Annotated in this window: 38 protein-coding genes; 36 read left to right on the top strand and 2 right to left on the bottom strand. The window is 47.3% G+C overall.

Annotation, left to right across the window (positions count from 1 at the left end; all coding sequences use genetic code 11):
- Positions 1 to 151: 151 nt before the first annotated feature.
- From DXD78_RS15025 to DXD78_RS14890, 28 genes are all read left to right on the top strand, one after another.
- Entirely contained in the window at positions 152 to 739 is a 588-nt protein-coding gene (locus DXD78_RS15025; RefSeq protein WP_101602803.1) for a hypothetical protein, read from the top strand.
- A complete protein-coding gene (locus tag DXD78_RS15020) occupies positions 726 to 2,627 on the top strand; it encodes a hypothetical protein (RefSeq protein WP_101602804.1) in 1,902 nt (633 codons plus the stop codon). Before DXD78_RS15025 ends, DXD78_RS15020 begins: the two co-directional genes overlap by 14 nt.
- Position 2,628: 1 nt before the next feature.
- Positions 2,629 to 3,501 (top strand): DpnD/PcfM family protein, encoded by an 873-nt coding sequence (locus DXD78_RS15015; protein ID WP_117652805.1) that lies wholly within the window; start codon positions 2,629 to 2,631, stop codon positions 3,499 to 3,501.
- 140 nt (positions 3,502 to 3,641) lie between these two features.
- Entirely contained in the window at positions 3,642 to 4,313 is a 672-nt protein-coding gene (locus DXD78_RS15010) for a tyrosine protein kinase (protein ID WP_101602806.1), read from the top strand.
- Positions 4,310 to 4,660 (top strand): thrombopoietin receptor, encoded by a 351-nt coding sequence (locus tag DXD78_RS15005; RefSeq protein WP_101602807.1) that lies wholly within the window; start codon positions 4,310 to 4,312, stop codon positions 4,658 to 4,660. The genes DXD78_RS15010 and DXD78_RS15005 overlap by 4 nt, the downstream gene beginning before the upstream one ends.
- Complete coding sequence (locus DXD78_RS15000) at positions 4,661 to 4,981, top strand: hypothetical protein (protein ID WP_101602808.1); 321 nt, start codon at positions 4,661 to 4,663, stop codon at positions 4,979 to 4,981.
- 19 nt (positions 4,982 to 5,000) lie between these two features.
- The gene (locus tag DXD78_RS14995) at positions 5,001 to 5,417 is read left to right on the top strand and encodes a hypothetical protein (protein ID WP_229093118.1); all 417 of its coding nucleotides are present in this window, start codon (positions 5,001 to 5,003) and stop codon (positions 5,415 to 5,417) included.
- Between the two features lie 33 nt (positions 5,418 to 5,450).
- A complete protein-coding gene (locus DXD78_RS14990; RefSeq protein WP_101602810.1) occupies positions 5,451 to 5,969 on the top strand; it encodes a hypothetical protein in 519 nt (172 codons plus the stop codon).
- A 33-nt stretch (positions 5,970 to 6,002) separates the two neighbouring features.
- The gene (locus DXD78_RS14985) at positions 6,003 to 6,182 is read left to right on the top strand and encodes a hypothetical protein (protein WP_101602811.1); all 180 of its coding nucleotides are present in this window, start codon (positions 6,003 to 6,005) and stop codon (positions 6,180 to 6,182) included.
- Positions 6,163 to 6,429, top strand: coding sequence for a hypothetical protein (locus DXD78_RS14980; protein WP_317126586.1), 267 nt, complete (start codon positions 6,163 to 6,165; stop codon positions 6,427 to 6,429). Before DXD78_RS14985 ends, DXD78_RS14980 begins: the two co-directional genes overlap by 20 nt.
- Positions 6,416 to 6,790, top strand: coding sequence for a hypothetical protein (locus DXD78_RS14975; protein ID WP_117652803.1), 375 nt, complete (start codon positions 6,416 to 6,418; stop codon positions 6,788 to 6,790). The genes DXD78_RS14980 and DXD78_RS14975 overlap by 14 nt, the downstream gene beginning before the upstream one ends.
- A gap of 12 nt (positions 6,791 to 6,802) precedes the next feature.
- Complete coding sequence (locus DXD78_RS14970) at positions 6,803 to 7,018, top strand: hypothetical protein (RefSeq protein ID WP_101602814.1); 216 nt, start codon at positions 6,803 to 6,805, stop codon at positions 7,016 to 7,018.
- 37 nt (positions 7,019 to 7,055) lie between these two features.
- Complete coding sequence (locus tag DXD78_RS14965) at positions 7,056 to 7,538, top strand: hypothetical protein (RefSeq protein WP_101602815.1); 483 nt, start codon at positions 7,056 to 7,058, stop codon at positions 7,536 to 7,538.
- Positions 7,539 to 7,546: 8 nt separating this feature from the next.
- Complete coding sequence (locus DXD78_RS14960; protein WP_101602816.1) at positions 7,547 to 8,251, top strand: radical SAM protein; 705 nt, start codon at positions 7,547 to 7,549, stop codon at positions 8,249 to 8,251.
- A 22-nt stretch (positions 8,252 to 8,273) separates the two neighbouring features.
- Positions 8,274 to 8,729 carry a hypothetical protein gene (locus DXD78_RS14955; protein WP_101602817.1) on the top strand — a complete coding sequence of 152 codons (456 nt, stop codon included), beginning with the start codon at positions 8,274 to 8,276 and terminating at the stop codon, positions 8,727 to 8,729.
- Positions 8,730 to 8,747: 18 nt separating this feature from the next.
- On the top strand, positions 8,748 to 9,215 hold the full coding sequence (locus DXD78_RS14950; RefSeq protein WP_101602818.1) for a hypothetical protein: 468 nt from the start codon (positions 8,748 to 8,750) through the stop codon (positions 9,213 to 9,215).
- 22 nt (positions 9,216 to 9,237) lie between these two features.
- Positions 9,238 to 9,462 carry a sulfate transporter gene (locus DXD78_RS14945; protein ID WP_101602819.1) on the top strand — a complete coding sequence of 75 codons (225 nt, stop codon included), beginning with the start codon at positions 9,238 to 9,240 and terminating at the stop codon, positions 9,460 to 9,462.
- Between the two features lie 147 nt (positions 9,463 to 9,609).
- Positions 9,610 to 9,912, top strand: coding sequence for a hypothetical protein (locus DXD78_RS14940; protein WP_101602820.1), 303 nt, complete (start codon positions 9,610 to 9,612; stop codon positions 9,910 to 9,912).
- A 19-nt stretch (positions 9,913 to 9,931) separates the two neighbouring features.
- A complete protein-coding gene (locus tag DXD78_RS14935) occupies positions 9,932 to 10,288 on the top strand; it encodes a hypothetical protein (RefSeq protein WP_101602821.1) in 357 nt (118 codons plus the stop codon).
- 59 nt (positions 10,289 to 10,347) lie between these two features.
- Positions 10,348 to 10,689, top strand: a complete 342-nt coding sequence (locus tag DXD78_RS14930; protein WP_101602822.1) for a hypothetical protein — start codon at positions 10,348 to 10,350, stop codon at positions 10,687 to 10,689.
- Complete coding sequence (locus tag DXD78_RS14925) at positions 10,686 to 11,342, top strand: hypothetical protein (RefSeq protein WP_101602823.1); 657 nt, start codon at positions 10,686 to 10,688, stop codon at positions 11,340 to 11,342. Before DXD78_RS14930 ends, DXD78_RS14925 begins: the two co-directional genes overlap by 4 nt.
- A 20-nt stretch (positions 11,343 to 11,362) precedes the next feature.
- Positions 11,363 to 11,671: an LPD28 domain-containing protein gene (locus DXD78_RS14920; RefSeq protein ID WP_101602824.1), complete on the top strand. Its 309-nt coding sequence runs from the start codon at positions 11,363 to 11,365 to the stop codon at positions 11,669 to 11,671.
- Positions 11,672 to 11,675: 4 nt separating this feature from the next.
- Positions 11,676 to 12,020, top strand: coding sequence for a hypothetical protein (locus DXD78_RS14915; protein ID WP_229093117.1), 345 nt, complete (start codon positions 11,676 to 11,678; stop codon positions 12,018 to 12,020).
- Between the two features lie 222 nt (positions 12,021 to 12,242).
- Complete coding sequence (locus tag DXD78_RS14910; RefSeq protein WP_057279731.1) at positions 12,243 to 12,542, top strand: hypothetical protein; 300 nt, start codon at positions 12,243 to 12,245, stop codon at positions 12,540 to 12,542.
- Entirely contained in the window at positions 12,539 to 13,195 is a 657-nt protein-coding gene (locus DXD78_RS14905) for a hypothetical protein (RefSeq protein WP_101602825.1), read from the top strand. Before DXD78_RS14910 ends, DXD78_RS14905 begins: the two co-directional genes overlap by 4 nt.
- 160 nt (positions 13,196 to 13,355) lie before the next feature.
- Positions 13,356 to 13,886, top strand: coding sequence for a hypothetical protein (locus DXD78_RS14900; protein ID WP_057279688.1), 531 nt, complete (start codon positions 13,356 to 13,358; stop codon positions 13,884 to 13,886).
- Positions 13,883 to 14,281 (top strand): ribonuclease H, encoded by a 399-nt coding sequence (locus tag DXD78_RS14895; RefSeq protein WP_032532837.1) that lies wholly within the window; start codon positions 13,883 to 13,885, stop codon positions 14,279 to 14,281. The genes DXD78_RS14900 and DXD78_RS14895 overlap by 4 nt, the downstream gene beginning before the upstream one ends.
- A gap of 17 nt (positions 14,282 to 14,298) precedes the next feature.
- Positions 14,299 to 14,502: a hypothetical protein gene (locus tag DXD78_RS14890; RefSeq protein ID WP_101602826.1), complete on the top strand. Its 204-nt coding sequence runs from the start codon at positions 14,299 to 14,301 to the stop codon at positions 14,500 to 14,502.
- 228 nt (positions 14,503 to 14,730) lie between these two features.
- Here DXD78_RS14890 and DXD78_RS14885 read toward each other — a convergent pair whose 3' ends face one another.
- Both DXD78_RS14885 and DXD78_RS14880 read right to left on the bottom strand, forming a co-directional pair.
- Positions 14,731 to 15,216: a dihydrofolate reductase family protein gene (locus DXD78_RS14885; RefSeq protein WP_057279686.1), complete on the bottom strand. Its 486-nt coding sequence runs from the start codon at positions 15,214 to 15,216 to the stop codon at positions 14,731 to 14,733.
- A 333-nt stretch (positions 15,217 to 15,549) separates the two neighbouring features.
- On the bottom strand, positions 15,550 to 16,833 hold the full coding sequence (locus DXD78_RS14880) for a phage integrase SAM-like domain-containing protein (RefSeq protein WP_101602827.1): 1,284 nt from the start codon (positions 16,831 to 16,833) through the stop codon (positions 15,550 to 15,552).
- Between the two features lie 470 nt (positions 16,834 to 17,303).
- Here DXD78_RS14880 and DXD78_RS14875 point away from each other — a divergent pair, with 470 nt between their 5' ends.
- The 8 genes from DXD78_RS14875 (at position 17,304) to DXD78_RS21090 (ending at position 22,681) form a co-directional block, all read left to right on the top strand.
- On the top strand, positions 17,304 to 17,741 hold the full coding sequence (locus DXD78_RS14875) for a hypothetical protein (RefSeq protein ID WP_005837401.1): 438 nt from the start codon (positions 17,304 to 17,306) through the stop codon (positions 17,739 to 17,741).
- 320 nt (positions 17,742 to 18,061) lie between these two features.
- On the top strand, positions 18,062 to 18,364 hold the full coding sequence (locus DXD78_RS14865; protein ID WP_005831107.1) for a DUF4248 domain-containing protein: 303 nt from the start codon (positions 18,062 to 18,064) through the stop codon (positions 18,362 to 18,364).
- Positions 18,365 to 18,551: 187 nt separating this feature from the next.
- Positions 18,552 to 19,208, top strand: a complete 657-nt coding sequence (locus DXD78_RS14860) for a hypothetical protein (RefSeq protein ID WP_005831106.1) — start codon at positions 18,552 to 18,554, stop codon at positions 19,206 to 19,208.
- Positions 19,198 to 20,577 (top strand): replicative DNA helicase, encoded by a 1,380-nt coding sequence (gene dnaB / locus DXD78_RS14855; protein ID WP_005837398.1) that lies wholly within the window; start codon positions 19,198 to 19,200, stop codon positions 20,575 to 20,577. Before DXD78_RS14860 ends, dnaB begins: the two co-directional genes overlap by 11 nt.
- 252 nt (positions 20,578 to 20,829) lie before the next feature.
- On the top strand, positions 20,830 to 21,342 hold the full coding sequence (locus DXD78_RS14850) for an HU family DNA-binding protein (protein ID WP_005837397.1): 513 nt from the start codon (positions 20,830 to 20,832) through the stop codon (positions 21,340 to 21,342).
- Positions 21,343 to 21,526: 184 nt separating this feature from the next.
- Complete coding sequence (locus DXD78_RS21095) at positions 21,527 to 21,628, top strand: smalltalk protein (protein ID WP_005837396.1); 102 nt, start codon at positions 21,527 to 21,529, stop codon at positions 21,626 to 21,628.
- A 46-nt stretch (positions 21,629 to 21,674) separates the two neighbouring features.
- Positions 21,675 to 22,148, top strand: coding sequence for an N-acetylmuramoyl-L-alanine amidase (locus DXD78_RS14845; protein ID WP_005831100.1), 474 nt, complete (start codon positions 21,675 to 21,677; stop codon positions 22,146 to 22,148).
- Between the two features lie 305 nt (positions 22,149 to 22,453).
- Positions 22,454 to 22,681 carry a hypothetical protein gene (locus tag DXD78_RS21090; protein ID WP_158561372.1) on the top strand — a complete coding sequence of 76 codons (228 nt, stop codon included), beginning with the start codon at positions 22,454 to 22,456 and terminating at the stop codon, positions 22,679 to 22,681.
- Positions 22,682 to 22,953: the final 272 nt, after the last annotated feature.

The raw sequence follows: 22,953 nt of genomic DNA, 5'->3' as shown, positions 1-22,953 counted from the left end.
CGTTTGCCATGCACTCTCCGGCCATCGTCATGCCGGTCAAACAACCCTTTTCAGGCGACCGCATGCAAGTAATCCGGCAGATATCAATTTCCAGCCAAAGCTGCAGGTAGAAAGAAAGCAGCCAGATTATACTTTAATAAAAAACAAGACAATGAGCATACAAATCGGGAAACTGTTGCCGGACGGCAGAGTCCGGCACATCAAGGCGCTCCATGAGACGCTTTCGAAAGACCTTGTGAGGAAACTCCGGGTGTTCTATCCTAACGACTGCCGGGTGGACGCCCTGCTTTCGCTGGGCGACATACATAAACTGGGACCGTCACCCTATGGGAAATGGACAGGGGCCGGTGACGTTGTCCATTGCTTTTCAAAGATCCGTGACGGACGGGAGACCCGGCAGCAATCCGTATCACGCATCGCGGACAACACGGACATTTTCAGCCGCATGGAGAACACGTGCCTCCTGTTCGATAGTGGTAAATGGTATATCATAGACAAGGGCGAACGACGTGAACTGCAGCTTTCCGTTGAAGACACGCCCTCCCATGACAGCATGAAGCCGATAACTGTTTATGTAAATAACCGTGCCAGACTCGAGAAGATCGAAACGCCGCATTGGCAGGAGCTTCAGGAGCTTGCCGAACGGGAATCCCGGATACTCTATGTCTACCGCGGTAGCCGTCTTGTGAGAATCGTACGATCATCCAAACTTAAAAAGAAACTGTATGCTACACAATAACATCGTATCGGCCATAGAATGGCTGCCGGACTGCCTGTTCACGGAAGAGATCGTGGAGGCAGCCGTCGAGAGCAAGGAAATAGAGGTGCTGAGCCATATTCCGGGACGCTTCCTCACACCCGAACGTATTGAACGCATCATCGCGGGCAGTACGGACAACTGGCACAGCTTCGAGCTGCGCAATATCCCGGAGGCGTGCCGTTCGGGGGCAGTCTGTGACTATGCCACGCGCAAAAAACCGAAGAACATCACCGCCGTTCCCGAGGCAATGGTTACCCGTGGGATGGCGGAAGCGGTCATACGAAACGGACGCGGTGATTTTGACATTCTCGCTTTCATACCTGAACGCCTCTGGGACGCACAGCTGGCATACTCGGCCTTGCGCAGCTATATTTACGATCCGTATTACACGGACAGCAGGACAGACGCCGTCATGAAAACGGGTCTTATCCTCGGATATGTCCCCGTTGGGGTAAAGACTCAAGGGTTCTATTACGGGATGCTCGACGAGATGAAAATATTAAGCACGGTTACCGACGCCGTTGTGCCGCCGCGCTTCAAAAACGCGGCGTATTACCGCAAGATGGCGGAACATGACCTCTCGCTTGTTCCCGCCCGGTTCTATTCCTATGGGATTCTCCATGCGGCTGTCTGCTCGACCGAAGGGAAAAACTTCATCACAGACCCCCAGTTTTTCAAGCCGTTGTCGGCATATCTGGATGACATGCTGGCGGACCGGCTGATGGAGAAACACCCTTACATGTTCGGGGAGCTGCCGAAGCGGTTCAAGACACCGGAAAGACTGGTCATCGCCATCGATAACAGCAAACGGGAGACAAACTGCTATATCGATGGGGAAACTGAACAATCCCTGCTCACGACGGAAGTATGCAAGGCGTTCGTCCGAAGAAACGGCAACTGTCCCGAATTTCCTGAAAATGTATGGACGCGGGAATTTGTCGACTACTGCATGGAGCACGGGACGTGTTTCCGCTGGTTCCGCCAGATGCCCAAAAAGTTCCAGACCTCCGCGAACACACAGGCGGCGTATGATTACGGTCATTACCATATCTGTGACTTTGCCAAACGGTTCATCACCCCGCAAATGGCGAAAGAGTGCTACCGGGAGCGCAGTTATGCACATGCCATCCCCGGACATTTCCTCACGGAGTTCTGCCGACAGACCGGACTGCCCGAGAAGTTTTACGGCAGGGAAACCACGATGCTGTCGCTGAAAAACAGCCGTGACGACTATACTTACTGCAAAATCGGCAATACCTGTCTGGCTTTTTACCTGAAAGAACGATACGAGCCGTCCTCGGCACACCTGATGATGACCCGGTCGGATTCAAAATACTGCACGCCGGAGAAGGTGTTCGACGTGCCTGTCGGAACCTTCCACCGCACGTGGCTGGAAAAGAACGTGGCGGAGAATGACCCGCGTTTCGTCAAGCCCCGAGTGGACAAGTCGCTGAAAGCCGTACAGGCAATCTGTTATTACGGTGTCGAGAAATTGAAGGACCTGAACCGTACGGAAATCTTCCGCAACACCTTCATGGGCGAGACCGTCGGTTACTGCGCCCGGCGCGGGAGCCTGACCTACCACAGCGACAACTGCGGGACCCTTATCGAGGGGCTGAAGTTCAAGATCCGGGGAATGGCCGTCCCCGTAACCCTGGCGGAAGACATGACTCCTTATACGGCCGACATGCTGCACCAAAAATTCGGATTCTGCTATGTCGGCATGACGGCATTCGCCACGGACTACGATCTGGACATGGAGAAGGCGTATACCTTTGCACAGATGCGCCAGATCGTAAGGGAGAAAGGGCACAAGCCGTCATTGAGAAACTACAAACGTGAACTGAAACAAATAAACATCATCTGATATGAAAAAATACCGGATAGCTATCGAAGAGACACTCCGCAAGGTCGTGGAGATTGAAGCGGAAACGCCCGGACTGGCCGTCTGCCGGGCGGAAGACGAATACAATGAAGAGAAACACGTGCTGTCGGCCGACAATTTCGCTGGGGCCGATATCGCGCTCTCGGCCGATGACACCACGCTCATGGAGGCACTGGGCAATACGGATTTCATGGAGTATGTGCAGTGCCGGTTCGAGGAATACCGGGAATCCATATCCATCGAGGACAAGATCAGGCTGGCGTTCGGAAGTTTCGACAATGCCCTATTCGAGTTCGGCGAATACCGCAAGGAGGCGGCCCGGAACCGTCCGCAGGTCTACCTGCTGTACAGGAGCGACGCCTGGCACAGCCGTTCTTCCATGGAACTCATAGCCCCGTTCTCCTCCCTCGAAAACATGATGGAGTACCTGCGGCGCAAGAAAAAGGAATTCCGCCTGACAGAAAGTGACCTGGAAGAGTTCGAGAACAACCGGCAGACGCAGGGACGTGACGGGAACTACCTGTACGAGTCGGATTATCTGGATGTGCTGCCGGAACAAGAACCCGAACTGCCGCCGAAAGACGACGCTTTCTATGACAAGGTTTTCACTTGCGGGCAATCCGAGCTGTCACGCAGGGAGCTGGAATCCCTGCCGGAGCCGTTCAACACCTGCCATGTTACGGACGAACAGATGGAACAGATTGTGTACGAAACGGAAATGGAGACCCGCGACCGGCTGCGGCTCGGTGAAGGCGAGTCCATCGATTTTAACAACGACCGCCATAGTGAAATCTGGTGGGAAGAAATGGAAAAAGCACTGGTTAGGCACGGTGTACCATACTACGAAGACGAATAACGGAAACAGAACCTGTTCATCACATGCCATAATGATGACGGGCCGTCGCGGCTACGGCTGCGGCGGTCTTTTTTTTCACAACGAGGTGAATATTCCACCCCTTATACAAAACGATTACCTACTCTTAAAGAAACGGATTTATGAAACAGACAAGACAGGATTTCTTCACGGCAAACGGGGAAGGAATCAAAATCATGACGTTCGCGGAGTTCGCCCGGCATATCCTGCATATGGAATGCGGGGAAAGTCTGGAACTGTATGCCACTGTGAACCGGCAGACACGGGAGTGTTCCCGGCCGCTCTCTGTCAGAAAGGAACAATGGAACGGCACGCCCTTTTACCTGCTCGGCGGGCACAGGCAGGAAGTCCGTACCATCAATTTTGCGGGTCGCCCGAAAGAGGAGTTTGAAACGACCTGCCATGATGCCCTGGACAGCTACGATGCCGTGGAAAGTATCGGGGCGGTCGTGTCGAGACTGCGTGAATTATCCCCCGAAGAGCTGCATAAGCGGATTGCGGAAGAGATGAAGGCCGGCTGTAAATACCTGCTGGTCTACCGCAGCGAGGAGGAAATGGCGGCTGCACTCGACGGCAGGATATACGCCGTCAGCGACACGGACGGTAAATATCTTTGCGACCTGTACCAGCCGGATTACCTCCATTTGGAAAACGAGGGCGATATTGTGGACACCGCATCCATTCCGGACATGCGCTTCCATTCCGATTGGGCAATCGCCAACCCCACGGTACGCGACAAGGTGCTGTCCTCCCGGATGGTGATTATATATACCCACGAAACGATAACGCTATGATAGAAATTGGCAAAAGGATAGAAACGCCGGAAGGTGTATTCTATGAACTGGAATACGGAGGGGAAGGAAACATCTACAAGAACGAGGATGCCTTTCTCTACCGCCCCGATGAAGTGTGCTATATACCTGAATACGCGGCAGAAGACCATGAGGGCTGGCGTGTACCGGAGAGCAGTAACGGCTGTTTCACGCATAACTCACTGCTCGCCCTGTGCAAGGGTAATGAAGAGGTGTGCCAGGACCTGTTTTACAGCCTTGAATGGACGTATCCGACCACCTTGCTGGAAGAATGGGACTCGAACGGCTATTTCGATGATATCGGGGGCTGGTATGACGATAACGGTTAAATGGAACGGTACATCATGGACAGGAAATACAGAATTACATACTCGAGGAAGATCACGAACAAGACCCCAAGCTATATATTGGGCCTGCGGGCGCATCTGAAAGGCGTCTTCCCTGAAACGGAACGGTACGGCAAGGAAGAATTCGACCACGTGCTTCATTGCATCAGCTCGTTCATTGATGATTTTACCTTCAAGGTACGCAATTCCCGATACCGGGGCAATATCCTGAAAAGGACTATCCGGAACGACTGCCTGGAAGTCTTCAGCCTGGGTGACGGGAAAGTGATACTGACCGTCTCCTTTACCCTGCTGGAAACATGAAACCAATAACATGACAGATATGGATAAAATACAGAAAGACAATGCGGAGCCGGGTAAAGCCCCGGACAAAATGAGTGCCGACGAGCTGCACCTGTTCGCCGTCCAGTACGCCTTTATCGACGAACGGCTGCACGAGGCCGGGCAGGCCATGCTGAAATTCATGCTCGAATTTCTAAAACGATACGGCCGCGTATCGCTCGGCCTCACGGAAGAGGAGGAACTCGATGACAACAACTTCCCTGTCACGACAACCCTGTACGGGAAGCACGACACGCCCCGTATTAAACTCACCGACGTATACCTGACAAACGGGCAATACCTTCATGCCGACGGAATAGATGCAGAAACCGGTGAGAAACGGAGCGGTTTTTACATATACAGTGAGCAGTATGCCGATATCTTTCAGTTTATCGGCTACGCCTCCCAAATGAATTGACAATCGAATGAATAACCATAAAACCAAGCATCGATGAACAGCATTGAAAATTTACAGACTGCAATCCGCAATATCCTGACGAGCAACCGCCTTACGGAACTCTGTCTGGGAGAACCCGGCGAACTGGAGGATCCCACCTATATCATCTGGTATGACAGGCACTGTGAGCCTAACGAAGACCCGGTATTGAAGGTTTGCCTTGAAGATGAGGGCATTGCCGTTGAGGTCGAAGCCCGTAGTTTCGGGAACACGATAACCGTCTACGATTATGACATAGACCGTATTGAATGGTGGGAAGGCATTCATGCCAATATTCTGGAAGTACTGGAACGTGACGGCAAGCGTCGATGTCCGGCCTGTGGCAGGACGGTCAAGGGGAAGCAGCGGTATTGCGGTACCGGATGTCGTGATTTCATGATTCCCGGACCGACAGTAGAACAGGTGGCGGAAAAAGCCAACCGGAATATCCGCAAGCTGGCAAGCCTTGCCGCCGGAAAGGACAAGGCGTACCGGAAACGGCTGATAGAGAAATATACCGTCGGCCTGTCATAGGCCGGCTTTGTTACACTAATAATATACGATACAATGGCAACAAGAACCATTTACCTGACTGTACGGCTTGATATCGACAACCCGAAAGTCGATGAAATAACTGACGAAGAGGTTGACGAAATCATCAGCGAAATAGATTACGAATTCAAAAAATACGGGGATTATGAAATCGACACGGAAATCTGCGGACGAAATGACGAGGATGGTCTTTAGACGCTATCCCGACGGACAGGTCATCGCCCTGTTCCCGGACATACCGTGGAGCGGACGGCGGGGTGAGGCAACCTCCTACATGCACGTCGGCCAGCATGGCGCGGCGGATTACAGCCATGTCGTCGCCACGACCAAACCGGTAACGGAAAAGGAATATGCCGGCCTGCTGGATGAATTGAGGCAGACCGGCTATGACAATATGAGAATTGTAAAACGGGCAAAAATTCAGAACTATGAACAAAGATAACCAAAGGACAATACTTGCAGGCCATTATGAAGGCAGCCTTGATTTCCGGAAGGGACAGGGCAAAGATGAAATTACAGCTATGGAACCGGCCCTGCGCGGACCTGGAAACGCTGCGGAAACGGCGGACGGGATTGTGGCGACAACACCTGAACCTGACGATGAGAATGTCCGCCGCTGCGACCATTGCGGGAAACCCATGAAAGAAGGATATTATCTGGGCGGGGAATTCGCCTGTTCCGACGAGTGCGCGCTCGCCCTTTACCACGGGGACAAGGCTCAGATGGACGAAGACCTGAGCCACGCGGACGAAGCGGACGGAGAGTGTTACTGGACGGAATGGGATTCCGTTTACTTTGATTGAAATACCGGGGCAATGAGAAAATTTGAAAAAGGACAAAAAGTCTTCTGGAATGACCCTGCCGGTGAAACTTTCGGGGAATACAAGGTCTATGATGCCTTTGAAGAGAGATATGCGGACCTCACAGACGAAGATTTGGAAGCTCTGGAGGAATTCGACGACCGCATCATCCTGATCGGTGACGGGGTAAGTGAGGCGGAAGTCTACGCAGCCGAACTTGAAATCCTGTAAGGAATTCATTTCAGGAACAAGAATAATAGAATATCAAATGACAACGACCATCAAAAAAGGACAAAAAGTGTGGTGGGACGATCCCGCCCGAGAAAAATCCGGCGAGTACGATGTGCTTGCCGTAGATTACGTCAAAAATATCGTGAAAATAGGTGACGGAAAGGAGACTTTCGAGTTGCCGTCGGAACACGTGGAGATTGCCTGTCCGGTATCGGAAGAAGACCGGTTGCAGCTTGACAAACTGGGCCAACATTACCGTATGCTGGAAAAAGACATGCTGGAACTGATGCGGAAAATCGTCTCCCGTTTCGATGACGGGGAGTTTTCCGTCGAGGGGTATTCCGTACAGGTTTGCGACGAGGACCATGACCCCTGCTGCGTTTACGGTTTTACGGTGGACAACGGGGAATTGTATGCCGAACTGGATTACGAAAGCGGGGATATCCGCAAGGTTCCGGCCAAGGATTTACACACCGGGGCACTCTTTGAGGCTTTCTGTGAATTGGTCGAAAATCTATAAAACATCTCATGAAAGAACTCTATATTAAAAATCTTTGTATCGAGATTACCCGGCGCTGCAACATGTGCTGTGCCCACTGCATGCGAGGAGATGCCGAGCCCGTGGATATCCCTTTGAAACATATAAGCAACCTGCTGCGGCATGTCAGGCATATCCACCATTTCAACATCACGGGCGGCGAGCCTTCGCTTAACGTCCGGGCCATCCGCCATATCCTTGATCGGGTACGCGCCTACGGCATTACTGTCAATGACTTTTATATCGTAACCAACGGCTCTGCCACATCCCGTTCGGAGGAATTCATAGAAGCCTGTGCCGCGCTGTACGAGTACCAGGAGGAAAAGGAGCAGGACTCCGGCCACATGCTCGAAATGAGCGACGACCGTTTCCATGATCCGGCAGAGCATGCCGCCACGCTCGCGGCACTTTCCCCGTATCCCTTTTTCGGAGTCAGGGGACAGGCCGAACGGATCTTCCTTTTCCGGGAAGGTCGCAGTACGGAGGGACATCCGAATCCCGTTCATAGGATTTACCTTACGGAGGAGAACTACGTTTATGGCGATCTCTGTCTCAATGCCGAAGGCATGATTCTCTCCAACGGTGACCTGAGCTATGCCCGCCAGCGGGAACATGCCCTGTGTCCTTGCGGAAAGCTCATGAAATATCTCCGGAATACCCTGAAAGAGCGTAGAAAAGAAAGATTATACAAATAAACCATTCAAAACAAAAAGACATATGATAAAGATAACCATGATTTTTGGCGAGGATGCCGTAAGAAAATATGACGAGAGCAAGGAACTGCCTTCCGAGGAATGGCTGATGGACAACGGGGGTGTCGTGGACGAGAAAGAGTTCAAAACTCTTGAAGAATATAACGCCTATGTCGCCGGGTTGAATGACGGTGACGGCTGGAGCGATTACCAGATCATACGTCATGAGGACGAACCGGAAGATACGGACACCCAGTGTGAAGAGTCAGTATGGATGCGCCTTGGTGCCACGGTAACAGGCAAGCGTGAGGAAATCGAAAAAATACTGAAAGGTCATGTGGATACGCTCGCGCAGCTGTTGGCGCGGGGAAAGTTCGAGATAAGCGGTGAAACATATATTCCCGCAACGGTCATAGAGGAATACAATAAAGAACACCTGACCGATTTCGAGGAAAAGGATATGGATTTTCACTTGTCATAAAAAACGATTGCCACGATCATGATAACAGTGACACTTTTGCCCGGTAAGGACACCGTAAGCATATACAAGAAAACCGGGATCATCCCGCCGGAAGAGAATACCGCCGACTCCGGCGGTCACGTGATAACCAGGCAATTCGGGACTGAAGCGGAATATAGGGCCTACGCAATGGCAGTGGAAGACCTGGAAGGACATAGGGGCCGGCAGATGCCGGCTCCCGTCACGAGTCCGGCACCATCATTCCGCACCGGGGATTTCGTACGCCTGACGGACGAGACGGTCGGTTCGATACGCCGAAGTTTTGGAGACGGACCAGCGGCTTACCGCAAGGAAATGCTGCTTGAAGTCATATACTTACGGCCGAGTAGCGAGAATCCGACCGTAGGGGTGCGGGATATACACGAGGACGACGTCCAGGAATTCAACGCCGTTTCCCTCCGTCCCCTGACCGCCGAAGATCTGTTGGGAATTTTCTCAACGGTATAAGTTCACTAATACATAGAAATGAATGGCACATTATACCTTTGAGATTTTTAAATATAAGTGGATAACCGACAAGGACGGAGATACTTATAGAGATTATATAGATGAGATGCCACACTTGATTGTAGAAGCGGAAAATTATATCGAAGCGACTTTTAAGGCACAAAAGAAATACCCGTCGGATAAATACACGCATATGCTTATAGATACGGACGTGGAAAAATGGCCTGCCGATATATCAATGTTTTAGTTTAAATACGAACAAAAAGGAGATAAAGTATGGAATCAGAAGTATTAAAAACAGGAATGAATTTAATCATGGAGAAACAGATTATTCCCAATCCTATTTGCCCGAATGGTTGCATTTATCGATTAATACACAACAAAAGAATTAAAAATGAAAATACAAACTACAAAAATCACATTACCGCCGATTGGCCTTGACACACAAATTCAAGATGCAATCGAAGGCGAAAATGAAGAAACTAAGTTGGCCGTTCAGGACAAGAAAGAAAAGGTAAAAATCAATCTCAACAGGATAGTAAGTATTAATAACTCTCCGGTACGTGAGTGTTGGATAAAAGAGGAAAATCTCCACTATTATATGGCTAATGGTAAGGGTGTTGAATATTACTTCCCTATAAAGTACGCTTCGATTGGAATTGACATTGACTCAGGACCAACGATAACTTGTTTGTGACAAGAAACTCTCAAATGACATGAAAGAAAAAGATATAAATAATTTAGTAATGAATAAAGATGTTTTAGTAGCACATGCCTCCGATGGAATGGGATGTGCTTATGAAAAAGAAGTAACTTCCATATCTGTATGGATAAACGGAAAATGTAGGCACTGCGTTAATGATGAAAGTGTTTCCGCTTTACTTAAAGAGGCGAAGAAGTCCGGTAAAATTCAAATATACATCTGTGGTAATAAGAAAATGGACGGAAATATAGATGCGTTTGGAAGTACTCCTCTGTACACTAATGGGCAATTCAGCGTAAATGAGTTGATATACAACGGAAATGCTGTTTGGTCAAGAATTAAATCAAAATCAAATAGATATGAACTGTAAAAAAAATCAGGCTATTACGACTTTTATTCATGGAATGCAAACGATAAACAGACACAGCCATGCCATACAGAAGCACGGGAATAACCATTTGCGGGACACGGTATGACCGCAGGCAAAAACTGACACCCGAACAGCGGGCAGAGATTTTCCACCGTTACATGACGGAAGATGTCAGTCAGCGCCAGCTGGCACGCGAGTACGGTGTAAGCCGCCGCCTGATTACGTTCATCGTGAATCCCGAAAGGGAGAAGCGTAACAGGGAGCTGCTGAATAAGCGCAAAGCGAAGGGGCTGTACAAGCCTGACCGAAAAAAGCACACTGAAATTATCCGTGAATACCGGCGCTACAAACAGAAGTTATTCAAAGAAGGCAAAATCCAATTAAATACTGACAGAAAATGAAATTACAGGAAAAACAGAAAGAACTGGAACAGGAGATTATCGCCAATCTCAGGGCGATTCCAAAAATGCCGGAGGGCTTGCTGCCCCACACGGTCTATGTCGAGGAGGAAGGCGAGGACGATGAACATCACGGCATACCGGTATATACCGCGTACAAGCTGGAAGAGATCAGGTCGGACGGGAGCTGCATGCTCTATAATCCCGACAGCCGGGAGCGTTTCCCCTGCCGTCATCTTTACGAAATCAATATCGACTGGCTGGTTACCGTCTGGGAACGGTATCTGGAACTATGCGTCGGGCAGAAACTCTGGAAACAGAACGCCGTCGCTTTCCTGAAAGAAAGCACGGATAAAACGGAGGCGGAGATCTCCGCTTTCGTGGACTCTGGCTGGGACAGATGTTCGGCTTACACGGACAACCTGAAACGATTTCTCGGGAAAGATGAGGTCAAAGAGGTGTGGGTGTTCTCTTTCCCTATGGATGATTTCGGGCGTGACGCTCCTGACAAGGAGATCATTTTCGATTACGAGAACAACCCGCATACAGAGGTTGAAAAGATGACACCGCTGGAGTTCACGGCAAGAATCAATGACGAGATGTTCAATGACCAGGATAATTGGGTTCGGGCCATTGAACTTCCCGAGCATAAGTAATAACCACAAAACAATTTAATATGATTACCCAAAGAAATATTCAAGACGAGAACTTTGACTCTATGACTGTCAACGGTATACCGGCATTGTTCACCAATTTCAAGATTGACCGCAATGCCGTGCCGGAAGGACTGCATGCGTATGATATCCGGGAGTCGGATGACGGCGGGCGTTTTGCGACCATTGAACCGGAGGTAATGGTAAACCGTGCCGGAACAATCCTTACAAGAGAAAAGCTGGTCATGGGAGAAAATGGTTACGTGCGGATTGAAGAGTACGGATTTGAAGATTCCATGACACTGGACGAATGGCTTGCAGAGTATAATTAAAACGATGGAAACAGGTGTTAAAGAACTGACAGAAAAATACCGTAAACGTTTTGAGGCTTTTTATCATACGGAAGGAAGCAATACCGACAGAAAAGGAAGCGGGAGGAAGAGAACGGAAGAAAGTCCGAGCTTTCTAAAAGAGGTCATACGCCCGATACTTGACACGCTACCGGAACTGTTACCGAGATATGGCCTTATCAAAACCACGGGTGATTACGCTATGTACGGAAAATATTGTCGTATTAAAGCAGGCGCTGTCCTTATTGGTGGATTTTCTATAAGCGAGAACTTGGGCTACTTTTTACACCTCTGTTCCATGGTAAGGCCTGTAGTAAAAGCCATAGGATAGACAATATGAACAATTCGTTAAAACCATCAGTGAGGAGTTTGAAAAAAGGAGGTGAAAATGAGAGAATAGTTCCGCTTATAAAAAGTGGGGCGAGTCCGCAATTTATTGTATATTTGTCCAATAAAAAAGTCTGTATATACCTTTCGGATGAACTCCCAACAACTGAATTGGTTGCAGGTACTTTTTATGTTTGGCAGACACCAAACCATACACATATATTATATGAAAAAGGAACAGATTATCCGTCAGTGTTACGGAGGTATGAAAGAAAAGCATGGCGTGGAAACCATTACCCTTTTCCATGTAGGTGATTCATACGAAGCGTATTTTGAAGACGCCGAAACGATTTCCCGGATCATGGTAGCGCCTCTTTTCAAGATGACGGCGGCGAATATTCCTGCTGTCAGGATATCAGATACTGCCATGGAGGAATGTCGAAACCGGTTGTTGGATGCAGGACATGAAGTATGCGTGTCCGAGTTCCGGGGTGCATCCGGCCGCCACATCCTCAAAATTCTATGAAACAGTTAAGAAAGCAGGCTGATGAGTTTGTTTTCATGACAACTACAATCGGTCCACGGGCGATATTGGTATTTCTTGTCATTGTGGTAGGGCTGTTACGGATGTGTATTCCCGATAAGACTGATCCAATGGACAACAGTATCAACAAATCTTCCGAGATAGTGGCCCATGTCATGGTCAGGGACAGTACGAACAATGGCTTCCGGGTGGTATATGCAACAGCCGAACCTGTAACAGATGAACGGTTTGCGGAAATATGCACACGGACAAGCGTACGGAATGGTTTTGAAAGTCTGGAAAAGGAAGCCCCGATACATTTTGGAAACAATCTTTTGGAGACGGATATTTGCGACTTCGCCCTATATGTTTACAGGTTTCCGATTGACAAGGATATCCGCGTACATAACATTTTCGTGACAGGGAAAGAGAAGATGGATTTTTATGTCCGGGACAACCCTAATCTGCCGGGATGTGCCAGATGGATGCATCACGGCACAGAACAGGGAAACCAATATCTGAACGCTGACGATATAAATTACTATATACCTAACGGTGGGCGGATTTACCGATATTGGAAATGCCGTTATCTTCTGCAAACCTCTGATACAGATGAACGTTTCAGCCATTTTACAGAGGAAGAAAGACTGTACTGAGTGCAGTCTTTCTCTATATATTCGTACATAATTACCTGAAAACTAATGATTAAAATACTTTGTCAACACGCTTATTTGATATATATTTGCATGATAAAGTGAGTTATTAAAGACATATTGTTAATTGAAAGTAATAGATTGAATATGAAAGACCTGTAATATGACATCGGAAAAATCGCAACTGAAGTTTGCGAAATCGGAGCGGACAGGCGAACTGATCGGATTCGTTTCGCGCCACTCCAAAACACGTAAATTGATGGGAGTTCGTGAAGACTCAAGATTTGGCAAACAAATATGTGTTCTTTCAGAAGATCTGAAAGGAACTATTGAGCCAAACATCCTCTATTCGGTAGAGTTGAAACCCATGCACAACGCCAAAGGATATGTAGTGGTTGCTGCTACCCCTGTCTTGTTTCAAGCGCATGTGGAAACAATAATTGTCCCGAAAACATTGTATCAAGTAACTGTGACATTCGGCAACAAAAAGATTTTCTTCGATCCCAAGGACGGAAAGAGTGCTATGAGCCGTACAATAGACGGTGTATTGGAAATTCTCAAAGGGCGCAAGGATATCAGGCATCAGGAGAGTGTAATCAACGATTACCTAAACCAAGCACAGGCTTTGGTACGACGCATGGAATCTGACGGATTCATCCACACGAAAAACGGACATTCGGGAAGAAGCAAATGAAAGGAAAACCAAAGGTAGGCATAGCGACCGATGGTACCCATAAGGCAAAAGAGAGATTGACACGCTTCCGGGCTGTCGACCTCTCTTCCGGAATGGAACTCTTTTCGGAATCAATTGGCAATTGGACAAACAATATCGGGGAGTTTCTCGGTATTGTGACAGCTGTCAAGTATATTTTAGAGCATCCGGGGACTCCGCACACAATCTATTCCGACAGTATAACGGGTATTACATGGTATAATAATAGACAGACCGCTTCCTCACGCACATGCCCGGCATTACAGAAAGCGGAGATATTTCTCAAGGTAATGGAAGCAAGGATAGTGGATATAGAGGTATTGTATTGGGACAAGCACTTATGGGGCGAGATTCCTGCTGATTTCGGAAATAAATAATAAAGACAATTAATGATATGGCAAAATTGAAATCCCAGTCACAAAAATATGTTGAGCTGAAAGAGGAGGACTACTTACAGCTGGTTGAGAATACCATTAAAATGGAAGCTCTAAAGATTGCTGGCATTGAGAAGATGCCCATCTACAAGGCTATGAAGCATATTCTTGAACACGAGCACATCGACTTGCTTATCAAACCCGTTTCAAGGAGATATTCCTAATCTTTAAGTGGACAATACTATACTCCCAATACCGGAATAATTGTATATAGTCCATTATTTTATTTATTATTTATTGAAAACCCAAGAGAATGTGTAAAAATTATATTCACAGATTACACGGATTTACGCAGACAAATATTACAGAGTATCATCTGTTTGTTAAATTTAGTCTATGTACATCTGCGTAATCTGTGGTAAATTATGACACATTTCTGTTGTATTTCGTCATCACACCTTTCCGTACACTGTCCGTATTTTACCATCCACCAGCATCTTGTTCGACCGCACAATCCAGGTTCCACCGTCACTCAATCCGCATTTCAGTGCTTTCTCATCACCTCCGACCAGTATCGGTACGGTCGTTACCGTGATTTCGTCCGCCAACCCGTTATCCAAAAGCAGAGTTCCAATCTCCTCACCGTAAGCCACCACCGTACCGTCGCCATCCTCTTTTATTCTCTGCAGTTCTGCCACTACATCCCCTGTAATAAACTGCACTCGTTCATTCTCAGTCAGGTTGATAGCATTGTTCGTTACAACCAAAGTCTCTTTCGCTGTAATTGGCCAGCCCAAATGATTCATATAAATGCGCAGGTAAGTTTCTTCATCAATCAGCACGCAACCGGAGGCATCCACCGCTGTATCGAAATACTTGTCCGAAGAAGCCTGACAACCGTCGATAGATTGGTACACGTACAAAGTAATTTGTTTCATATCAATAATATTTTAATGGTTATGTTCGCCTTGTACCCAAAAGAACAGCGTGAACTCATTTTATATAAGCATACACAGCATGAACATTGCGTATACATCTTGCCTTTTTGAAAAGTGCAAGTTTATCTATACCAAGACGTTCAGCGAACGTACAATATGTATATCCCCCCGTCTATTTTCGGGCTGGGTATGAAGACGGCAGGAATCATACCCAGCCTGTCGTCTTCATTGCAACAAAGATAGCGAAACTTCCCGAATAATAAAACAATAGCCCTGTCAAATCCGGCTTCATCCATTAAAATATCCGGAAATTCTAACTTGTTGGTTGCTACTTTAGAATACAGAATTCATTTTTGTCAATAAGGTTTCGCCTTCGGTAAACTTGTAATAGTGCTTAAAGATTACCGCAACACTGTTTCCTGCTTGTTCTGCCGTAACAGCCGGAGAACAACCGGCATCTACCATACGGGAGATAAATGTACCTCGTGCGGAATACCAAGTTATATTCTCTTTTATATCCAGAATATTGCAAACTTTAGTCAACGTTTTGCTGACTCTATTAGAGATTTGAATGACTCTATTACGCATTTTGGCCTCCGTGGTATGTTTTTTTGTGAATACAGGGAATACATAGTTGTCAATGCCTTGACCTTCATATTTCTCAATAATTTGTTTTGATTTCTCTATCAACAAGGGTTTTCCAATTTTCGGGAATTTCATCCGTTCATAGATAACCTGGTTTCCTTGAATCATATTGTACGTCAAATGGCAGACATCCACATTGGCCATACCTCCTGTGTAATAACTGAAAAGAAATAAATCCAAGCAAAATTCCTCTTTAAGTGTAAGCAAGCTTCTATCCACATTCTCAATTAACTGTATCACTCTCTTGGAAACAGTTCTCGGTTCAAACTTGTGCCATTTCATCTTATCCTCCACACAGCCGAATATTTCCGGATCAGCACCGTGCATATTCAGCCCTTTGGCATAGTTGACTATGGCTCTTAGTTTACGCAACTTCTGGTTCAAGCCTGCTTTATTACCATTGGCAATCCCTTTTTTTTGTGTATATAGAACAAAATCCAAGAGGAACTGTTTTGTTATGTCACTGAAATAAAACACGGATAATGGTTTATTGTATTTCTTTTGTGTGAACTCTTCCAAAGCCTTCTTTATGATTTTATAGTCCTTTACACTCGCCAGGCTTTTCACAATCTTGCCGTTTTTCTCTTTTTCCTTTTCAGAGAATTTTTTAATCAAATAATCAATCATCTGGGAAACGGACAGAGAACGGTCTTCCTCTTTCATTTCCTTCCCTTTCTTTTTATCAAGACTAAGTGCCAGTTCGGCCGGACTCCATTTACGTCCTTCCTCTTCCCATTCTTCCGCAATCTTCTGATACTTTAATTTCAGATCAAGCAACATCTTGTTCTTTTTGATAGCATCGCTTGATTTGGAAATAAATGATTGTGACGCATTGTCCCAGTCTTTGATGGGACCGGTGATATTTAGCACTTTAGAAACTCTGTTGTAGCCTGTTTGGAAGAAGATCATTTCCAGTTTCACCAGTTTTTTGTCTTTTGAGGTCACTTTTCCTTTAATGTTGATCGAATACATTTTAATTAGGTTTTACGTGTACTCATGTAGACCAATTTTTTGCCTACATAACAGCCTACATAAGAATAGAGGTTACCCGCTATTTTTGTTTATTTCGGCTATTTATCCGTTCTACTACCTTTAATTAATTGTTTGACAATCAGAATGTTAAGATTTCCTCTTTATATATGGGCAAAAAAAAAGGCTATCTATCCCAGACAGCCAATCTTTTGTTAACCTTAAATCTAATACTATGAAAAACACATTGCAAATGTACGTGTTTTCTGATAATCTCCAAATTTGCAGTAGATAATATCATGTTTTATAACAAGACTTAATGGTCATTAAGAACTTTATCTGCAATATTCATCGTACATTTGCTCCTGATATATCATCCGTTTGCCCTTTATGCATTATGTATTCGGTGCAGACGGATGATGTGTTTTCGTGAACTTATATACAGACAAACAACTATAAAACAGACGTTTATAATGAAATCAATCCAGAACAAAGGAATAAACCTCACCGCAGAAGACCTCAAAAACCGAATCGCTGACAGAAAAGAACGATATACCAAGCAGCAGGCACGACGCGAGAAATTGGAACAAACCATGGAGAACACCCGCAATGACATCGAGCAACTGGAGTATACCCTTGCACAGATGGAACGTGCCGCCAAGCGCTCCCGCAATGCTGCCGTACAGCCTTCCCGTTTTGTTCCCCGCGAGCGTATCGCTAGCTTCTTTGCCCGTGTTTCCCGTTTTTTCGACCACCTTCAGCACCGCTTGCACCGTAGCTTGAACTATACTTGGTTCTGCCTTGTGCTATGCTCCCGATATACTTTTCAGAGCCGCCTGAAAAGCGTAGAACGCTGCTGTCTTACACCGGCCACGGTGCTGGGGTACTTCAAGAGGGAGAGGGAGATGTAACCAGTGACTTCGCTCTTATGGTAGAAGCAGCCTTAGGGATTAGTGCGGAACTTCTCGTTAATAGGCAGGCGAGATATAATATGGCTGTCTCTCTTAAAGAAAAATCGCTGACCGATAAGTTGCATGAAATACACAAAATGTGTGCTTTACTATTATAGTATGAAAGTGTTGCTTTTATCAATAAGACAGTGAGGGTGTGTCATCAACCGTTTTGACACATTCATTTTTCTTGAGCAAGTTTTCTTATTGCCACTCGAACTTTCCCAGTTTTCCCTCCCATTCTAACTTTGCAACATGTTTTATTAATAAATATATGCAAAATGATAAAAGAACAAAGTTTTGAATGGCTGCTCGAGGGATGCCATCGCATTGCAGATGTGGCAGTGGCCTATTACCCAAACTACGCGTATGCCTGCTCGGCCGTAAAGGCCCTGCGCCGTTCCATTGCGGAACACGCTTGCCTGCTGAAGGATCTGACGGACCAGGGCTATACCGCCAGGACTGCCCACCTCACCCCCGTACAGATAGGCATCCTCCTGAGCTACTGGGGGATGCCCGACCACGTGAAGGATATGACCGTGAAAAATCCGTATCTTCTGGTCTCTAAAAAATATGCGAAATAGAGAATGTATTTCTAATACATTCTGATTATAATAGTATATTATCATATAGGGTGGTGGAGGATGAGGTGAACCCCTCTCTCGCCACCTTATGTATTTCATTAATTTTTAGCCGATTCTAACTGCTTATTTGTATCCCCCTGGCTGGTCCCTTACCTTTGTCGCATTATCGAATTAAGAATAGACAAAAATGGAAAAAGAAATGAGACCCATGACAACGGAGATGCTGAAGAAAGGCTATCTCCTCTTCCCCAAAGCCTTGTTTGAGGAACAAATGAATATGAAAACCGGAGAGAAAGCCGCCGATGCCTTCGAAGCCTTTGTCTTTGTGCTGACACACGTCAACTACAGCACGGTGACCTGCAACGTCAGGGGACACCTTTTCGACTGTGTACGTGGCGAGTCCGTACTTTCCCTGGCCCGCTGGATGGAGATATTGGGGTGGCCCCGCAACCGTACGCGCTACTTCTTCAACAAGATGTTCGACGCCGGCATCGTGGAGCGGGTGGCCAACCCCTACGTGATGCACATCCGTATCCCCGATTATGATTTCCTTACTGGCAATGCCCGTCCTAAAGCAGCCCCGCGGAAGAAGAAGGCAGCGCCGGTGGCTGGGGTGGGAGAGGACTTCTGCATCTTCTGGGAAAAGTTTCATGACATCACCGAGCATCCCAAGGTAAACATCGGCCGGGCCCGTCGCGAATGGAAAAAATTGACGGCAGGCGAGAAACAGCGGGCACTGGACAACATCGACGAATATTACGACCATCTGAACAACCAAAAATATTGTAAACAAGCCGCCACCTATCTGGCGGACAAATCTTTTGAAAATGAATATGATGACTGAAACTACTTTTTCCCACGACAGTGACCTCGAAGAAGCTGTCATCGGTGCCTGCATGATAGAGCGCGCTGCCATGCCTCTGGTGGCGGACAAACTTCGTCCCGAGATGTTCTACGAGGAGAAGAATCTGGAAATTTTTGCCGCCCTGCAATCGATGTATCGCAGCGCGAAGTCCATAGACACCATCACGCTGAAGAACGAACTGGCAGCCCGTGGCAAACTCGATGCCGTGGGCGGGCCTTACGAACTGTTACGCATCAGCTCGAAGGTCAGCTCCAGTGCTCATCTGGAGTATCATGCGCTCATCCTTAGGCAATTGCACACGCGGCGTATCATGCGTACGGGATTCCAGCAACTGCTGGCGTTCAGTGCCGACGAGTCGATGGATATTGACGACATCCTGGTGGAAGCCCATCGACTGCTGGAGGGGCTGGAGGACGAGAGCGGCGTAGCCGACCACCTTCGCTCCATAGACCGGCTGATGGACGACACGCTGGCCGAGGTGGAGCAGCGTATGGAGCACGGATGCAACGGCATTACGGGTATCCCTACGGGTTTTGACGCTCTGGACCACGTTACGGCGGGCTGGCAGCGCGGCGACTTGAACATCCTTGCTGCCCGTCCGTCGGTGGGGAAGACGGCCTTTGCCCTCCACCTGGCCCGTGCCGCTGCCATGGCGGGGCGTCATGTGGTGGTCTTCAGCCTCGAAATGCAAGGCGAGCGCCTGGGAGACCGCTGGCTGCTTGCAGCTACGGAGGGGGTAGACCCGCAACACCTGCGTAGCGGCCAGCTCACACCCGGCGAGGTGAGGCAGGTGCATGAGGCGTCTGCCGAGTTGTCGCGGTTGCCCATACTGATAGACGACCATCCGATGACGAGCATGGACCGCGTGCGTTCTTCCGCCCGCCTGCTGAAGAGCAAGAATCGCTGTGACATGGTGATTGTGGACTATCTGCAACTATGTGACATGAGGAGTGACCAGAAAAACCGCAACCGCGAGCAGGAAGTGGCGCAGGCAAGCCGCAAGGCAAAGCTGCTGGCCAAGGAGCTGGATATCCCCGTACTGCTGCTGAGTCAGCTGAACCGGGCGAGCGACGGTAGCATAGACCATCGCCCCACCCTGAGCAACCTGCGCGAGAGCGGCGCCATAGAGCAGGATGCGGATATGGTAATGCTGCTTTGCCGCCCTGCCCTCTACGGCAAGACCGTCGATAAGAAGAGTACTTATCCCACCGATGGCCTGGGTATCGTCATCATAGCCAAGCACCGTAATGGCAAAACCGGTGAAGTCTATTTCCATCATAACCAAAGCATGACAAAACTGGTGGACTACATACCACCATTGGAGTGGCTGACGAGGAATGCAAAGTGATGGATGGAAATTTATAGAATACAGAGACACAAAGACACGGAGATTTTTCTTATTGCTTGAAAAACTCTGTGTCTCCGTGTTTTTTGTAGTAAAAAAAATGGCAAAACACTTGACTTCCGCTTCTTAATGTTGTATCTTTGTAATGTGCTTAAGAAAAGGAATAATCATTGATTCGGGCGCCCTATCCCTTCCCTTACCCACTTCTCTCTTATAACTCATTTTTCTTAACTTAAACCTTAACTTTTTAAATTTATGGATGTAATTGTAGAGCGCTTCCAGCGCCGTAAAATCGTGAGCAACCCGGCTTCGCCCATGTTGTACTATCTCCGTCAGAAACCCAAGACCTGCGGCACCGTGGACATCGATGTCCTTGCCGCCTCCATTCAGAAAAACTGTGCCATGACGAAGGGCGACGTGAAGCACGTCATCGAAGCCCTGGTGGAGGAGATTCAAGGCAACCTTGCCAATGGCGACAAGGTGAAGCTGAACCAGCTGGGCACTTTCCACATGACGTTCCGCTGTCCCGGCATGGAGGCCTCGGACAAATGTACGGTGCGCAATATCTCGAAGGTGAATATCCGCTTTATCCCCGACAAGGAGCTGAAGCTGGTGAACGGCAGTACCGCCGTGACCCGCAGCCCGGCGAATGTGGGCTTTGTGCTCGACAAGCCCGAGGAGGGCGGCTCCGGCGGCGGCAATCAAGGCGGTGGTTCCGGAGGCGGCTCCGGCGACGACGGCGACCAGGGCGAAAATCCGCTGGGATAAAGAAGGAATGATTAAGGGTTAGTGATTAATGGTTAATGAACACAAGCAAATCGCTTATCGCTAATCAATCCCTAATGATTAACCATTAATCATTAGCCCTTAATCCTTAATCACTAATCCTTAATCACTAATCCTTAATCACTAATCCTTAACCATTAATTCTTAACTATTAATCCTTAATTTTATGAGTACAAAATCATCTGTTTGGGATAAGATTCTGAAAGTGATAATCGCTGTAGCCTCCGCGCTTATTGGTGCCCTGAGCGCCCATGCCATGACAGTGTAGCGGGTTTCCTTCACTTTTAATTTTTAATTTCTAATTTTTAATTCTCATGAGATTCATCAATCTTATCGTCGTCCATTGTTCCGCCACCCGCTGCGACCGCTGCTATACGGAGCACGACTTGACGACAGACCACCTGCGCCGGGGCTTCTCCGGCGCAGGTTATCATTTTTATATCCGCAAGAACGGTGACATCAAGTCCCTGCGTCCCTTGTCCCTGCCTGGTGCCCATGTCCGGGGTTGGAATGCAGGTAGCATCGGTGTCTGTTACGAAGGCGGTCTTGACGAGTGCGGTCGCCCTGCCGATACACGCACCCTTTTCCAAAAGCACTCCCTGCATGTGCTTGTGTTGCTGCTGCTGAAGGATTATCCCGGTTCCCGGCTTTGCGGTCACCGCGACCTGAGCCCCGACCTGAACCATAACGGGGAGATAGAGCCGGAAGAGTGGGTGAAACAATGTCCCTGCTTTGATGCGGCGACTATACTGACAGAACCGCCACCACCCAATCCGGCATGCTTATAAAATGTTTTTATTCTCTTTCTTCGTGCTCTTCGCGCGCACGTATATATATAATGTATAGTTATTTTCTCTCTTTTTCCTTTCTTCAAAATTGTTCATGCGAAATGCATTTATGAATCAGTAAGTTACAAAAAAGTTTCATTTTTATTAAAAAAAATGATAGATATGTTTGGCTTGTATTGTTAAATCCTATACCTTTGCACCCGCTTTCCAAGAGAAGGAAAGTGGTAAGATTGAAATACTGAAACAGAAGTGTGGAAGGTGACACAGAGAAATAAAAAGAGATAAAAATATTTTTCGAAAAACATTTGGAACTTATTAATAATTCTCCTTATCTTTGCAGTCCGACTCGCAAAGAAAAAGAACTTTTCTTGTTTTGCTTTTCTTATCCTTGTTTAAAGGATTTGAAAATACAGGAAAAAGAAAAAAATGAAAAAAAACTTCCGAAAATATTTGGAAGATATGCTTTAAAGTTCTTACCTTTGCATCCGCTTTCTGAAAAGAACAGCAATCGTGAAACGAGCGATCTTTCGTGAAACGAGCGATCTTTGAACAGATTTACATAAACAATACAAGTAGTACAAGAGCAGGTGCTTCGCAAATTAATAATTGGAAACTAATGATTAAGGCGCGTCGTACCTGGGTAAAACAAAAGAACCGTCAATACTTATTCTATATAGATTAGGTAAAGATAAACTTTTTGAATTCGAGCGTCCTGGACAGATAATTAAGCTGTCGCACTTTAATTTTTAATTTGCGCAGTCAAGATACTTTTACAATGAAGAGTTTGATCCTGGCTCAGGATGAA

This window comes from Bacteroides sp. D20 (assembly GCF_003436255.1).
Taxonomy (GTDB): Bacteria; Bacteroidota; Bacteroidia; order Bacteroidales; family Bacteroidaceae; genus Bacteroides; species Bacteroides uniformis.
The sequence above is the reverse complement of the archived record's forward strand: the minus strand, read 5'-3'. Positions and strand labels throughout refer to the sequence as shown.